This is a genomic window from Spiroplasma endosymbiont of Tricholauxania praeusta (assembly GCF_964019535.1).
GTDB classification, from domain to species: domain Bacteria; phylum Bacillota_I; class Bacilli_A; order Mycoplasmatales; family VBWQ01; genus Spiroplasma_E; species Spiroplasma_E ixodetis_A.
In genome coordinates, this window is sequence record NZ_OZ026450.1 from 1,204,997 (window position 1) to 1,220,392 (window position 15,396).

The window sequence follows — 15,396 nt, forward strand, 5'->3', positions numbered from 1 at the left end:
TTATTAAGTATTTTTTTTAAAAATAACTCCTGACAAACGTAAAATTTTATTAGCAACGTTATTTTTATTTATTGAAGGTGTGTTTAATGCATCTTGAATTTCAATAGCTACTAATTTATTATCTTGTAATCCAATACAAATACTAGATTTATTACTATTTGCAAATCTTTCGGCAGCAAAAATACCCATCATTGTTGCTAAATAACGATCAAATGCACTTGGTGTTCCCCCACGTTGAATTTGACCCAATATTACTGCTCTTGTTTCACAATCAGTATCTTTTTCAATGATTTTAGCTATTTTATTAACATCATATTGACGTTCAGTTACTACTATTACTAATGAACGACGTTGTTTTTTAGTGTACAACTGTTTAATAATATCAATCAATGACTGTTCTCCAATTCCTAAATCTTTAGTTGCAACTAAATCACAATTTGCAGCAGCAGCACTATGAAGAGCAAGGTCACCACAATTACGACCCATTACTTCAACAATCATAATTCTTCCATGAGAATTAGCGGTTTGACGAATTTTATCAAGATTTTCAACAATTGTATTAAGAGCGGTATCAAAACCAATAGTAAACTCACTTGAACTAATATCATTATCAATAGTACCTGGAATACCCACACATTGAATAGCTGCTTCATTACTTAATTTTTGCAAACCATTATATGTGCCATCACCACCAATAGCAATTAAACCTTCAATTTTTTTAGATTTTAAAATTTCAATACATTTTTTACGAGTTTCTTCTTGCTCAAATTCTCTAAAACGAGCAGACCCAATGATTGTTCCCCCCATCTCAGTCCCTAGATCAATTAAATTTGCTCAATTGTTATCAATAACATGAATGTCATTTGTCATTATTCCTTTATAACCATTTTTTATTAAAACTAATTCAAATGGTCTTTTATCAGCAGTAGCAATTTTACTATTTTCATGATTTATACCACGAAAAGTCTTATATACTGCATTAATAACATTATTCATACCTGGTGAATCACCACCAGAAGTTAAGATTCCAATTCTTCTTTTATTTAATTCTTGCATATTTAGTCATCCTCTCTTCTAATTACATTATTTTAGTGATAATTATTATAATTTGTTTAAAATTAAAAAGGATATCAGTAAATTTAACCATAAAATATGATTTTAATTAATTAATATTATAAAATACATCGTCACCTAAAAATTTAGCTTGATCTGCTAAATCAGCTTCAATTGTTAATAAACGATTGTATTTTGCAACACGATCAGTTCTTGACATTGAACCTGTTTTAATTTGTCCAGTATTAAAAGCTACTGCTAAGTCAGCAATCGTTGTATCTTCAGTTTCCCCAGAACGATGAGATACTACTGCCGTTCACCCAGCTTTTTGACACATTTCAATAGCTTCCATAGTTTCAGTTAATGTTCCAATTTGATTTAATTTAATTAATACTGAATTAGCAACGTTTTTAATAATTCCTTCTTTAATAATTTTTGGATTAGTAACGAATAAATCATCACCAACAACTTGGAATTTACCTTCTGATTTTTCTAATAATAATTTAAATCCTTCTCAATCACCTTCAGCCAAACCATCTTCAATTGAAATAATTGGATATTTTTTAGTTAAATCAACTAAATAATCTACTAGTTGCGCTGAAGTTAATAATTTTTCAGTATTTTTACTTTTACCATCTTTATTACCAAAAACATATTTACCATTTTTATAAATCTCTGATGATGCACAGTCCATAGCAATTTTTATATCTTTATTTGGAGTATAACCCGCTTTTTTAATAGCTTCAACAATTAAATCTAATGCTTCTTCGGTTGATTTTAAATTAGGAGCAAAACCACCTTCATCACCAACTGCAGTAACTAAACCCTTACCTTTTAAAATACTTTTTAAAGCATGAAAAGTTTCGGCAGCTATTTGGATTGCCTTTGAAAATGTTTTAGCACCAACTGGCATTATTAAAAATTCTTGAAAGTCAATATTATTATCAGCATGAGCACCACCATTAATTACATTTAACATTGGGACTGGCAACTGACAAGCATTAGTACCACCTAAGTATGTATATAAGGGCACATATAATTCATCAGCGGCAGCTTTAGCAACTGCTAATGATACCCCTAAAATAGCATTGGCACCTAATTTTGTTTTATTTTCTGTTCCATCTAACTTAATCATTGTTTGATCAATTAATCTTTGATTAGTAACTTCCAAACCAATAATAGCTTCGGCAATATTTTCATTAATATTTTTAATGGCTTTCATAACACCAAGTCCACCATAAACTTTAGTATCTTTGTCTCGTAGTTCTAAAGCTTCTCTAGTACCTGTTGAAGCACCTGATGGCACTAAAGCAAGCCCGTATCCACCATCTTCAGTTCAACATTCAACTTGAATAGTTGGATTTCCTCTTGAGTCTATTACTTGTAGTGCTCTAATATCAATAATGCAAGACATATTTGTTAATTCCTTCTTTCTTTAATATTTCACTAATTATTATACAGAAAAAAATATTGTTTAGAATCAAAAAAGCACAAATATTTTTTATTTGTGCTTCTAAAATAATGATGATTTAATTACATTTGTTGTTGTTGTGGATGTTGAGTTGTACTACTTGGTAATGATGCTCCATTAACTTTAGCAGCAGTATCACTATTTCATGGTTTTGGAGTTACTCCATCATCTTCTGGTATTAAACTTTCAGGATTATTAAGAGCAGTAACTATTGTTTCCATTAATTCATCAGTTTCAATCCTTTTTTGATTAAAATTATTACTATCAGATAAATCTTTCCTATTAATAGTTACATTTTGTTTTACTTCATCTCTATAAAAGGTATAACTTATACTTTTAAAATTATCATCTTTATCAAAAGTTAAAGAAAAATCAACTTCATTTTTAGCTAAATATGATAATGCACGAATTTGTTCAGGACTAAGTTTCACTTCTGCTTTTAATGGAATTCCAAGTTCATCATTACATAAAACATAACATTTTCCATTAAAAATATTAAAATTAAAAGTTTTAGTATTCTTTAAAAATAAGTTTGATTTTAAATCAGGTATTGGTGTTACTGTTCTTGCTTCTAATACTCTTGCTTTTGCTTTTTGATTTATGGTACTAAGTTGTTCTTTATCTTCATCACTTAACTTATTAGAGCAATTTACTTTCTTATTATTTTCATCAAAATAATATGCTCTTAAAAATTTACCATCACACTTATTAAATAAAATAACAGTATTTGCTTTTTTATTTTGTTCTATTAAATTATTCAAAATATCATTTTCATTTTTTTCTAATTTTAATTTTTTATCCAATGTTTGCTCATCAGTTGTTATATTTAAATCTCATAATTTTCTACTATCATCTCATTTTAAATTAATAACATTTTTAACGATAACTGGAGATAATTTTGTAGCTGATGGTTTTGGTGATATTACCTGTTCAGCAGCAGTTCTTGCCACTTTAACTTGTGCTCCATTTTCTCCACAGTGAATACCCTTTAATCCATCAGGAAATAAATTATTATTTGCAAAACTTTTTCTTAATTCCGATAAAGAAATTGTTCCAATACATTGTAGTTGATTTTGATCAGCAATAACTACTCATTTTTCTACTAAATTATTACTTGGGTTTTTCGCAAAGTATACTTTTTGATACTTATCAGCAACTTCTATATCATTATTTCATATATTTTTATTTTCTTGAGAAAGTTCTTGTTCAAAAATTACATTTTCTGGATCTGATTTAGCATCTGATATTTTTATTTTACCATCTTCTATTACTAAACTATACAAACTTTCTATGCTATTATTTTGCAATGTTTCAGAGATATTATTTGCAATCTGTAAAGGTTCAGGTAAATCTTCTGGTGCATTTACTAAAAAACGCATAGCAACTAAATCAATTTCTTGTTGCTCTTCTTTAAGAAGAGATGCTAATCCATTATTAATTGTTGGTTCTATAGTAAATCCTAATTGTGGAGGAATACTTAATGCTTTTAAATCATCAAATTGCTGGTCGGTTAAAAGATTAAATTCATATGCTTGATATTTTACATTATCATATAACCATCCTAGAACAGGTTTTTTTGTTATTTTATAGGTTTCTCAAAAAGTTTCTCCATTTTCGTTAATCTTTTTATTTAAATAAAAAATATCATTATCAGTAATATTTTGAGCAGTTGTTGAGATTATAAAAGTATCATTTGGATCAGTAACATTTTTAATAAAAATTTTATTTCCTTGACGATAAATAAAATAGTCTTTTTCAACATTCACTAAGTTTAAATGTTTTTTAAAATTTTCAATCATTGTACTATTTGAAGAATAATCATTAATTTTATAGTGTTCCACATCTCAAACTGGGTTTGGTTGTTCAAATGGATTTCGCAACTGTGGAGCATCTAATAAATTATTAATCTTTTGATTAATTAAAACATCATTTTCTTTAAACAGTCCAAAATTTATAAAAATTCCATTAAATTCTGATAATTTTATACTTTCTAATAATCCTAATTCAGGTCTTATTTCACCTTCAGATTCATCAAATAAAATTTTATATATTTTAATTTTAGTATTGTCAGTTTCATCTTCAACGAAAACTAATTGGTCTTTTTTAAATAAACTTTGATCATTTTGAGTTAATGATTCATCACTAATAAATATAGTATTAACTAATGAACCACTATCAACAACAAATTTTCCATCTTGATTTAAACTAACTATTTTTTTTACTTTTAATGGATTAATCTTGAAAGAAGAATTCTTTAAAATATTAAGTGTATTCTTTTTTGAATATAGGTCATCCTCTACTTCAATAGCAATATCTTCAACATCACTTATTTCTGATTGATATATATTTCTCATAATGTTTGTAAATCATTTAAAATTTTTCATTAGTGGCATTTTTATTTTTCTCCTTTAATTATTACATTTATGGTGTTGGTGTAGATAAAACTGACTTAACACTTTGTTCTACTGGTTTTGATGGTGGTTCAGTACCATTAACTTCCTTTGCAGGAAAAGAATTATTACTTTGTACTTCTTTTTTAGGTGCAACAGAATTATTTTGTGAATGTTGTGAATGTAAAGAAGAGGCTGTACTAATTACTCTTTCAAAAGTATCAATTAATTTTTCAGCAATTTTTATATCTTTCCTCTTATGAGTCTGGTTATCAATAATATATGCAAACAAAATCTTTCCATTTTTATCAACTTCAATATTTATACTACCATTACGAGGACATTTTTTGGCTACAAAGTTTTTAAATTCCTTAGCATCATTTACATCTACAGGAACAATTGTTTTGTTTTTATTATCAATAAACAAATAACACGTTCCATTTTCAGCAAATGATAATTTCATAGGCTCTTCAGATCTTTTTATAATATTAACATTAAGATCATCTAACTCTTCTTTATATTCTTCATTATTTAAATTATTGGATTCTGATTCAGTTTTTAATAATAATGCTGGTAATTCTTTTTTACCTAAATATTCAAGAATAATCTTATCATTTTCTTTTTTAGTTCGATATAAATGTACTAGAGAACTATCTAATTTTTCTTTTACTATTACTAGTTGTTGTAATTGATCACTATTAATTACTAAAGGTGGTTGTTGAATAATACTAACGTTTTCATCATTAGTTTTTTTTACTAAACGTCCCTTTTCATCTACATATACAAGTTCAATAATATATTCTTTTAAACTACTATCCAATTGTGTTTTTATATCATCAATCTTAACTTCCAAACTATTTAAAGTTATATTGGGTGATGATTCATCTTTTTTAGAACTTAATGATTTTTGTAGAAAATCATTAAGTTCTCGATATTCTACTGTCTCTGATAATGGCATACTTTACCTCCATAATTTTTAATAAATGTATAAATTTCCAAAATATAAAAGCTAAATATAATAAACCCCTTATATTTATTTAAAAAAAATAAAAGGGGAAACACTATATTTAATTCATATGCCTATATTTTAATACTTTTATATTCTTAAAACAAGCACTTATCAATAAAAAGAAAAAATCAATATATTTTTATTTAATAATTAAAGACTCACTTGTCATAACAGTTGGTTTAACTAAACCCAAAACGTCTAATAGCGTTGGAGCAATATTTGCTAAGCAACCACCTGATTTTAATTTTAATCCTGTTTTACAAATAATAAATGGTACTGGTTGCGATGTATGTTTTTTATTAGGATTACCCTCTTTATCAATCATGATTTCAGCATTACCATGATCAGCAGTAATCATTAAAATACCATTCACTTTTTTTATTGCTTGATACAATTTTCCAAGACATTCATCAATAACATCAATCGCATCAATGGCAGCATTTAAAACACCAGTATGACCAACCATATCTGGATTAGCAAAATTTAAAACCATAACATCATATATGTTTTTAGAAATTTCACTTTCTAAACGAGTAGTAATTTCGCGAGCACTCATTTCTGGTTTTAAGTCATAAGTTGCTACTTTTGGTGAAGGAATTAAAATTCTTGTTGATAGTGGATATTCAACATCAACACCACCATCAAAAAAATAAGTTACGTGTGCATATTTTTCAGTTTCAGCAATTCGTAATTGATGATATTGATTTTTACTTAATCATTCCCCTAAAGCATCAAGCATTGATATAGGTGGAAAAATAACACCTTGTGGTTTAACACTTTTAGCATATTCCATCATTGAAATAAAAAAAGTATTTTTTAATGTTGGTATTTTCATACTAATATTAAAATCATATTTATTATTTGTTAATGCTGATGCTAATTGAATTGCACGATCAGGACGAAAATTAGCAAAAATAATGCTATCGTTATTAGTAATATTGCCATTATTAATTTCAGAATTATAAGCAGGCATAATAAATTCATCATTACGACCAGCACTATATTCTGCATTAACATAAGCAATAGGATCAATAAATGAAGCGCCTTCATGATTAACTATTACATCATATGCTATTTTTAAACGATCTCAACGTTTATCGCGATCCATAGCATAATATCTTCCTGAAATAGTAGCAAGCATACCAACACCTAATTGTTTCATAGTTTTTAATAACTGTTCAATATAAATTTTAGAAATATCAGCTTTTGTATCACGACCATCTAAAATAGCATGAACATAAACATTCTTAAAATTTTGTTGTTTAGCAATTTCTAATAATGCCAAAATATGATTAATATGAGCATGTACTCCACCATCACTTAGTAAACCAATAATATGAACATTACTATTATTCTTTTTGGCATGATTAATTGCTGACAATATTGTTTCATTTTTAAAAAATGTTTTATCATTTATTGACTTATTAATTAATGTTAATGACTGATAAATTACTCTACCGGCACCAATTTGTAAATGTCCAACTTCAGAGTTGCCCATTTGTCCTTCTGGTAAACCAACTGCAAGGCCAGAAGCTGAAACTTCAGTATGCGGATAAGTTTTTAATAAATAATCCAAATTAGGTTTTGTTGCAGAACTAATGGCATTAGTTGCACTAGATTTTGCAATACCAAAACCATCTAAAATGCATAGTAATATTGGTTGTTTTGTTTTCATAAATTTCACCTCATATTTTATTTAATAACTTGCAACTGATGTTTAAAATTATCAGATTTAAAAATAGTAATCATTTTAGTAATAAAATCAGTAATACATTGATAATGAACAGTACTCAAAATAACAATATCTTTTTTAAAGACTATTTTAATAGATTGCTTTTTAGTAATTTTAGTAATTATTGTTTTTAAATCACAAATTGATTTTAAATCTTCACTTAATAAAATAACCATACTAGGATTATCACTAATATTATTAGAAAGAAATAAAATAGTATTACTACTATTAGCTAATAAATTGTGTCCTTTAATTTCCATTAAATTATAATCTAATAAATCATTATTAAAAGAATAATGAGTAATTTTCAAATTATCAATGACTTCTGAATAATAACCATAAGCAAAAGTTTGCGATAAATTTTCTAATATATCTTGAGATACTATCCGCCATTTTGAAAATGACTTCAATAGTTCTTTATGAATTTTTTGTAATTGTCATAAATCTTGATAATTAGTAATATTAGTTATTGGTGCTATTGGTTGAATATTTTCAGGCTGATTAATTGCTCTAATTTTTTTATTAATAGCATTAATAGCAATAATGATTGGTTTTTTAGCATTAATAAAAAAGTTTTCAATTCGTTGTTTATTACCTGCTATTAATGTTATTTTTTGCTGATCTTTATTAGTTTTAATAGCAACAACTGCTATTTTTTGCAAATTAATAATTTCTTGTAATTCAACTTCATTAAATTTTTTTAAATAACTATATTCTTTTTTATTTTGCAATAAAATTAACTGTTCTAATGATAATTTTTGTTCTAATAAAGAATTAATGATACATTCACTTTGCAATATTTGTTTTCTATTTATCTTTAAATTATTAAGAACAACAATAAAATTTTGTTCAGTAATAGAAATAGAACTAAAATTAGAAGTTTTATAATTTAATTGTTTCATCAAACTATTTGTAAATAATTTAGCACCAATTTTATTATTAACTAATGATTGATGATGACTTTCATTGATGGTTAAATATAATGGAATATCGTTAATAACGATTGGTCCACTATTAACCTTAACTAAATGAATATAAGTATTAGGAATAAGAGTATTATTAACATCAATTACTTCACCAGTAAAATATTCATTAGTAATAATACCTTTGTCACTAACAATACTATCACTACTAGAAGCAAAAATAGTTTTAGTACAAATAATAAAGCCAATTTGTTCTAATTGATTAGTGTCTTCACCATTTTTACTAAACAATGCTAAAATTTCTGACTTATTCCTAAAAGCATTGACAAAAGTGGTTGCCGGAAAGGCACGATGTTTAATTTTTTTTGTTAATTTTGTTCACATACTTTTAATTTGTATCTTTGATAATTCCATGTTTAGTTAACTCCTTATTTTTATTAGTAATTTAAATAGAGTTAAATTAGTAAATCAAAAAAAGATTGTGGTACTAATGAAGCACCTCCAACTAATGCACCATCAATGTCAGGTTCAGAAAGTATTAATTTAATATTATCGGGTTTTACTGAACCACCATACTGAATACGTACTTGTTCTGCAACATTTTTATTATATAATTCACTAATAAATTCACGAATCATTTTACAAACTGTTTGAGCTTGTTGAGCTGTTGCTGTTTTACCAGTACCAATTGCTCATATTGGCTCATAGGCAATTACTAACTTAGCAATATTTTCTGCTTTAATATTTTTTAATGCTAACTTAATTTGATTTTTAATTACTTCATTAGTCTTTTTATTTTCATATTGGTTTAAAGTTTCACCACAACATAAAATTGGTATAATATTAGCATTAAATAGTGAATGTAATTTTTTATTTATTGTTTCATCTACTTCATTAAAATACATTCTGCGTTCAGAATGACCAATAATAACATGACTAACCATCATATCTTTTAGCATCTTAATTGAAATTTCACCAGTATATGCACCTTCGGTTTCATAATGACAATTTTGAGCTGCAATAATTAAAGCAGAAGTTTTATTCATTTTTAATAAAGGTAAATTAGTAAAACTAGCTGCTATTCCATAATCATATTTAATAGTTTTAGTTTTTAATAATTTATTAAATTCATTTAAAAAAAATTGAGTTTCTTCTATATTTTTATACATTTTTCAATTTCCAATAATAATCTTTTTACGTTCCATTTGTTTCTCCTTTAAGTTAATTTTTTTTTGATATAGTTGGCTTTAATAATGTTGCTGCTTCTTCATCAATAATAATTGTAACATCATCATGATTTTGTAAAAAAGTACATGGATAATTTGGAGAAACTTTACCTTCAACTAACTCTCGAATAGTTTGTGCTTTATTAGTTCCTGTAGCAATTAAAACAATCAATTTAGCTTGTAAAATAGTATGAATACCCATCGTAACAGCTTTGGTTGGTACATCTTCAACTTTAGAAAAAAATCTTTTATTAGCTTCAATTGTTTCTTTAGTTAAATTAACAACATGTGTTTTACTACTTGCAAGAGTACCTGGTTCATTAAAAGCAATATGACCATTAGTACCTAAGCCCAATATTTGTAAATCAATTGGTCCTTTTTCTTTTAATAATTTTTCATACTCTTCCACATTTTGGTCTAAATCACCAATACCTTTAGGAACATACGTATTTTTTAAATTAAGACTTTTAATATGATTAAATAATTGATGATTCATAAAATAACGATAACTTTTTACATGATCTGGAGTTAAACCAACATATTCATCTAAATTAAATGTTACGACTTTTGATCAATCTCTTTTGTTATTTTTTGCATCTGCTATTAATAAATCATATGTTTCAATTGGACTACTTCCCGTTGCCAATCCTAAAATAGCATTTGGTTTAACTTTAATAATATCAATAATAATTTTACTTAATAATTGAGCAACCTCAGTTTTATCTTTTAAAATAATTAATTTCATAATTTAAAAACCCCTTACATTACTTACTTATTCTTGCTGATATGCAATTTTTCCTTCACATATTGTTAAAAAAATATCATTATTCTTAGTTAATACAATAATATCTGCTAATTTACCAATAACAATATCACCCGTTTTATTTGCAATTCCTACTTGTTTAGCACTATTATAAGAAGCCATTTTGATGCAATCTTGTCAATTATTATTAGTAATTTTTAATAAATTTTTAAAACCAGCAATCATTGTTGCAATGCTGCCTGCTAATTTTCCGGTTGCTTCAACAGTAACCTTATTATTACTTTTAATGACAGGTAATGGTCCCAATAAATACTTACCATCAGGCTGTCCTTTCGCACTCATGGCATCAGTAATCATACAAATTCCATCGGCACCTTTAATTTTATATGTTATTGCTAAAATATCAATATCAACATGAATTCCATCACAAATTAACTCAGTAACTAATTGATCATAATATAATGATGCCGGAACAACACCAGGATCACGATGATTATAGGGGCTCATTGCATTATAAAGATGGGTAATATGCGTTAAACCATATTCAACAGTTTTAGTTATTTCTTTAAAAGTAGCATTACTATGACCAACACTAGGAATAATGTTATTTTTAATTAATGAAGAAATAAAATTTGAATTTTTATTATTTAAATTAGGATCTATCTCAGGAGCATAAACAATAAATTTTAAATTTTTGTTACTAATTATATTTCAAGATTTTACTAAATTAAGATCAGGAACATGAAGTAATGACGGAGTATGTGCTCCTTTTTGTAATTCTGAGATAAAAGGTCCTTCTAAATATGCACCAATAATTCGTGCCTTGTTACCTTTATTTTCTGTTTTCATATACTTAGCAAATACTGAAAGAACATTATCAATTTCTTTTTTGCTGGCAGTAACTGTTGCATAACAAAACTTTGTTACTCCCTCTTTTGGAACTAATTTTGCAAAATTATTAATTGATTCAATGGTACCATCCATTAAACTATAGCCATAACCTCCATGTACATGTAAATCAATAAAACCAGGTATTATTGTTTGATTATGACAATCAATAACCTGAGCATCTTGAAATTCATAATTATACTTTCCTTCATTAATTTGGAAAATTAAATTATCTTTAATTACTAAAAAACCATTATTTATTATTTTCTTAATGCTAATTATTTTCGCATTATTTAAAACTAAAATTTTAGACACTAATACCCTTCTTTCTAGAATTATTAATTGTTTAAAATTGCTAATGACACTATTATACCTAAAATTTTAACTTAAACCTAAATCTAAGAAAAATAATTAAAAAAAAGGCTTAATTGCCTATATTTTAAATAATGGTGGCTCGAAGCGGATTCGAACCACTGACACTTCGCTCTTCAGGCGAATGCTCTACCAACTGAGCTACCGAGCCGTTACCTATACAATAATAGCATATAAAAGTAAAAAATAACAAGGGGTTAAAACTTATTTTTTTATTTCTTTAAATATATATTTATTTTTTTGCTAATTATCTTCTAATTACATATCTTCTTCAACAAGGTTTTTCAGTTTTTGGCATTAAGTGATTTGAGTCTCTTCTAATTTCTTCTTTTCAATTATTATTTAATAAATCAGTAGACTCATTTTCTTTAGCAATATTTGCTTGTAAAAATATATTATTACCAATAATATTTAATGATTCACTTCTTTGAAATTCATGATCACTACATACATCATTTACTAAACTTTTGACAATCTCACATAATTTTTTACAAGTATCTAATATCAATTTATATTTTTCTTTACCTTTTCATTTTTCAATTAATGATTCACAATTTTCAATAAATTTATCCTGTCATTCTTTAAACTCTTCGGAATTAATTGTCTTAGTTAAATCACGATCACAATAATAAGTTAATATTTCTTTTCAAACATTACGTCATACTTTTCTCATATTATTATGAGGAGTTTTAACTTTCAATTTTTTAATCAAAAAATCAAAATCTTGAATTTTATTTCTTCTTCAACAATTTAATAATGCAGTAATAATCGGAATTACTAATTGTTTATTATTTATTTTTTCTATTATTTCTTGTTTTTTATTTTCAAGATCTTCTAATCTAGTTATACGTTCTTTTTCTAATTCTTGTAAAATATTAAAATACTCTTGATATTCTTTTATTGCTTGTGAATATATTATTAATTTAATTATTACTTCTCATTTGTTTATAAGTTTAATATCCATTTTAATCATTCTTTCCATTAGTTCAAATATATCTCTTATAACCCACTATTTAATCCGATAATTTATTTATGTTTTATAAATAAATTCAATATATATATATATATAGCTAACGAAAGTAATGTTTACTCATATCTTGAAAAACAAAATCAATCGCGTTTTTAATATTTGGTCAATAATTTGGTAATATTTTTCTTATATTATGTTTTATAGCAAATCAAAAATGTTCAATTGGATTTAAATTAGGAGAATATGGTGGAAGAAATAATAGTTTGCATCCAACATTTTCAATTAATTGTTTTGTTGCTTTAGATTTATGAAACGTCGCATTATCTAAAACTATAATTTGTCCACACTTTAATACTGGAATTAGTATATTTTTAACATATGATTCAAAAATTTTACTATTGCAATGTCCTTCAAATGCTCATAGAGCTTTTAATTTACCTTTATTTAGTGCACCAATTATACTCATTCTCTTTATTTTATATGCAGGTTTATTATCAAATAATCTTTTACCTTTTTCAGACCAACCATATTTATAAAATTCATTATCATCAATTCCAGATTCATCAATATATACCAAATCTTCATTCATTATTTTCGCTATTTCTTTTAAAAAATCTTCTTGTTTATTTTTATCTCTTTGTTCATATAGAAAAGTTTTTTTTATATGTATAATTTAGTTTTTTGAAATAGTTATAAACTGTTTCTTTTGTCATATCACCAAATTTTTCAATTACTTTTTGAACTGTAACATCTTTATTTTCTGCTAAATAATTTTTTAATTCATCTAAATCCTTTATTTTGTGGCTATGTCCTTTTTGATAATTCAAAATTGGTTTTATATTTCCGGTTTTTTGCTTTCTTTTTCTTCATAAAAATAAAGTCTTTCTAGTGATATTGAACACTTTACAAATTTCTTTAATTTTCATGTTTTTACTTTCATAAACTTCTATTACTTTTCTTCGTAAGTCCTCACTGTATGGTTTTGGCATAATTTAATCTTCCTAATCTATTTTAATTATTGCTGAATTATACTTGTAAGTGCAAGATTTGTTTAAATTACATATTATTATTTTACATTATTTATGAGTAAACATTACTTTCGTTAGCTATATATATATATAATTTTAATAATTTATTTTATTAATAACTTATGCTACAACTGTTTGTTTAGGAGAATGAAAGTCAATATCCATATCAATATTAATACTTTCACCGAAACTATCACTTCACTCACTAATGCCGCTTTCAGAAACAAGACATGTATCAGAATCTAATTGAGATGATAAATCATTATCATCATTAATAACTTTAATTTCGTATTTTTTTTGAAGTTCAATATTTTTTAAAACATCTTTAAATAAAGTTACTGCAAAATTACTAATTAACTCTATTTTTAAACTATTAAATTCAAGATTTTTAATTACTTTTTCACATGTAGCAATAAATTCGACTTTTCACACTTCATATTCAGAAAATTTTAAATTTTTAGATTTGTTTTGTTCTAAATAAAATGCTAATAGTTTAGCAGATAAATCCAATTCTGCTTTTTTAAGTGTTGACTGATCTAGTGATTTAGTATAAAGATCTTTAAATTTTTTTAAAAAAAAATTCTTTTTCTGCAATCTTTTCACCTAATTTAATTTCTCAATTTTTGTTACTTTTCTTTAACTGTCTACATTTTCAAATTTTATAAAATCATATGTTTTTTATTTTTTGTAGCTTCATATTGTTTTTTTCTATTTTATCTGTAATAACTTTTATTTTTAAATTAATTTCTTTTAGAACTGATTCTTGATTATCTTTTAGATTGTTATATTGTTCATTAACTAATTTATGTTTGGCAAACGCTACTTGAAAACTTAATATTTCTTTACTATTAATTGTTTCATAAATAAATTTTTCCATTAAATTTTTTACTTTTATAACTTCCAATTCATGTTTGTTTTGAAAAGTTTCATCACGAAATACATCTAAAAATAAAGTTTGTACTGTATTAGTTATTATTTTAATATTTTCTAAATCAAATCCTTGTAATTCATTCATTTTTATATTAGCAAATTCAATAAATATCTTTTTTCATTGTTCATATTCATAAAAATATAATCTTTTACCATTTAAAGAACTATCATCAAAATATAAGGATAATATTTTACAATAAATATTATGTTCAGCAAATCGTAATTTTTTTTCTGCTAAACTTCTTTTTGTTTTTAAAAATTGAATATTTTTTGACAAAAATAATTTTTTTATTTTATTTTTTAAATTTAATTGTCTATTATTGTTTGAATTTATAAAAGCATTATATCTATCTAAACAACTATAATATTGTTTTAAAATTTCATTTAAATCATTAAAAGATTTATTATATTTTTTCATTTGTTCATCTTTTTTTGCTTCTTGAATAAATTGTTCTGCTTTTTCTTCATTAAATAAGAAATCTAACTCTGACACTTAAATCTCTCCTTAACATATTTAATTTGTTTTTAATTAATATTGTTTGCTAATGAATTATATAAAAATAATAAAAAGCCACACTAATAAATTTAATTTATTAACGGGCTTAATTTTACAAATATATAATTCCTAAAAATAATACACC

General features: G+C 25.1%; 14 protein-coding genes and 1 tRNA gene. All 15 read right to left on the reverse strand.

The window, feature by feature from the left end; translation table 4 throughout:
- Positions 1 to 3 precede the first annotated feature (3 nt).
- Entirely contained in the window at positions 4 to 1,056 is a 1,053-nt protein-coding gene (locus AACK96_RS06595) for an ATP-dependent 6-phosphofructokinase (protein WP_252319488.1), read from the reverse strand.
- Between the two features lie 106 nt (positions 1,057 to 1,162).
- Positions 1,163 to 2,467, reverse strand: a complete 1,305-nt coding sequence (gene eno / locus AACK96_RS06600; protein WP_338974011.1) for a phosphopyruvate hydratase — start codon at positions 2,465 to 2,467, stop codon at positions 1,163 to 1,165.
- Positions 2,468 to 2,586: 119 nt separating this feature from the next.
- Complete coding sequence (locus AACK96_RS06605; RefSeq protein ID WP_338974013.1) at positions 2,587 to 4,917, reverse strand: hypothetical protein; 2,331 nt, start codon at positions 4,915 to 4,917, stop codon at positions 2,587 to 2,589.
- A gap of 28 nt (positions 4,918 to 4,945) precedes the next feature.
- The gene (locus AACK96_RS06610; RefSeq protein WP_338974015.1) at positions 4,946 to 5,872 is read right to left on the reverse strand and encodes a hypothetical protein; all 927 of its coding nucleotides are present in this window, start codon (positions 5,870 to 5,872) and stop codon (positions 4,946 to 4,948) included.
- A gap of 190 nt (positions 5,873 to 6,062) precedes the next feature.
- On the reverse strand, positions 6,063 to 7,598 hold the full coding sequence (gene gpmI / locus AACK96_RS06615; protein WP_338974017.1) for a 2,3-bisphosphoglycerate-independent phosphoglycerate mutase: 1,536 nt from the start codon (positions 7,596 to 7,598) through the stop codon (positions 6,063 to 6,065).
- 17 nt (positions 7,599 to 7,615) lie between these two features.
- Positions 7,616 to 8,992 (reverse strand): hypothetical protein, encoded by a 1,377-nt coding sequence (locus AACK96_RS06620; protein ID WP_338974019.1) that lies wholly within the window; start codon positions 8,990 to 8,992, stop codon positions 7,616 to 7,618.
- A gap of 41 nt (positions 8,993 to 9,033) precedes the next feature.
- On the reverse strand, positions 9,034 to 9,783 hold the full coding sequence (tpiA, locus tag AACK96_RS06625) for a triose-phosphate isomerase (RefSeq protein WP_338974021.1): 750 nt from the start codon (positions 9,781 to 9,783) through the stop codon (positions 9,034 to 9,036).
- 16 nt (positions 9,784 to 9,799) lie between these two features.
- The gene (gene nagB / locus AACK96_RS06630) at positions 9,800 to 10,549 is read right to left on the reverse strand and encodes a glucosamine-6-phosphate deaminase (RefSeq protein ID WP_338974023.1); all 750 of its coding nucleotides are present in this window, start codon (positions 10,547 to 10,549) and stop codon (positions 9,800 to 9,802) included.
- 27 nt (positions 10,550 to 10,576) lie between these two features.
- Positions 10,577 to 11,770, reverse strand: coding sequence for an N-acetylglucosamine-6-phosphate deacetylase (nagA, locus tag AACK96_RS06635; protein WP_338974025.1), 1,194 nt, complete (start codon positions 11,768 to 11,770; stop codon positions 10,577 to 10,579).
- 132 nt (positions 11,771 to 11,902) lie between these two features.
- Positions 11,903 to 11,978: transfer RNA gene (locus AACK96_RS06640), tRNA-Phe, on the reverse strand.
- Between the two features lie 96 nt (positions 11,979 to 12,074).
- Entirely contained in the window at positions 12,075 to 12,791 is a 717-nt protein-coding gene (locus tag AACK96_RS06645) for a hypothetical protein (protein ID WP_338974027.1), read from the reverse strand.
- A 106-nt stretch (positions 12,792 to 12,897) separates the two neighbouring features.
- Positions 12,898 to 13,470 (reverse strand): IS630 family transposase, encoded by a 573-nt coding sequence (locus AACK96_RS06650; RefSeq protein WP_338975134.1) that lies wholly within the window; start codon positions 13,468 to 13,470, stop codon positions 12,898 to 12,900.
- Positions 13,427 to 13,786, reverse strand: a complete 360-nt coding sequence (locus AACK96_RS06655) for a helix-turn-helix domain-containing protein (protein ID WP_338973555.1) — start codon at positions 13,784 to 13,786, stop codon at positions 13,427 to 13,429. Before AACK96_RS06655 ends, AACK96_RS06650 begins: the two co-directional genes overlap by 44 nt.
- 159 nt (positions 13,787 to 13,945) lie before the next feature.
- On the reverse strand, positions 13,946 to 14,419 hold the full coding sequence (locus AACK96_RS06660) for a hypothetical protein (RefSeq protein ID WP_338974029.1): 474 nt from the start codon (positions 14,417 to 14,419) through the stop codon (positions 13,946 to 13,948).
- Positions 14,385 to 15,248, reverse strand: coding sequence for a hypothetical protein (locus AACK96_RS06665; protein WP_338974031.1), 864 nt, complete (start codon positions 15,246 to 15,248; stop codon positions 14,385 to 14,387). The genes AACK96_RS06660 and AACK96_RS06665 overlap by 35 nt, the downstream gene beginning before the upstream one ends.
- Positions 15,249 to 15,396: the final 148 nt, after the last annotated feature.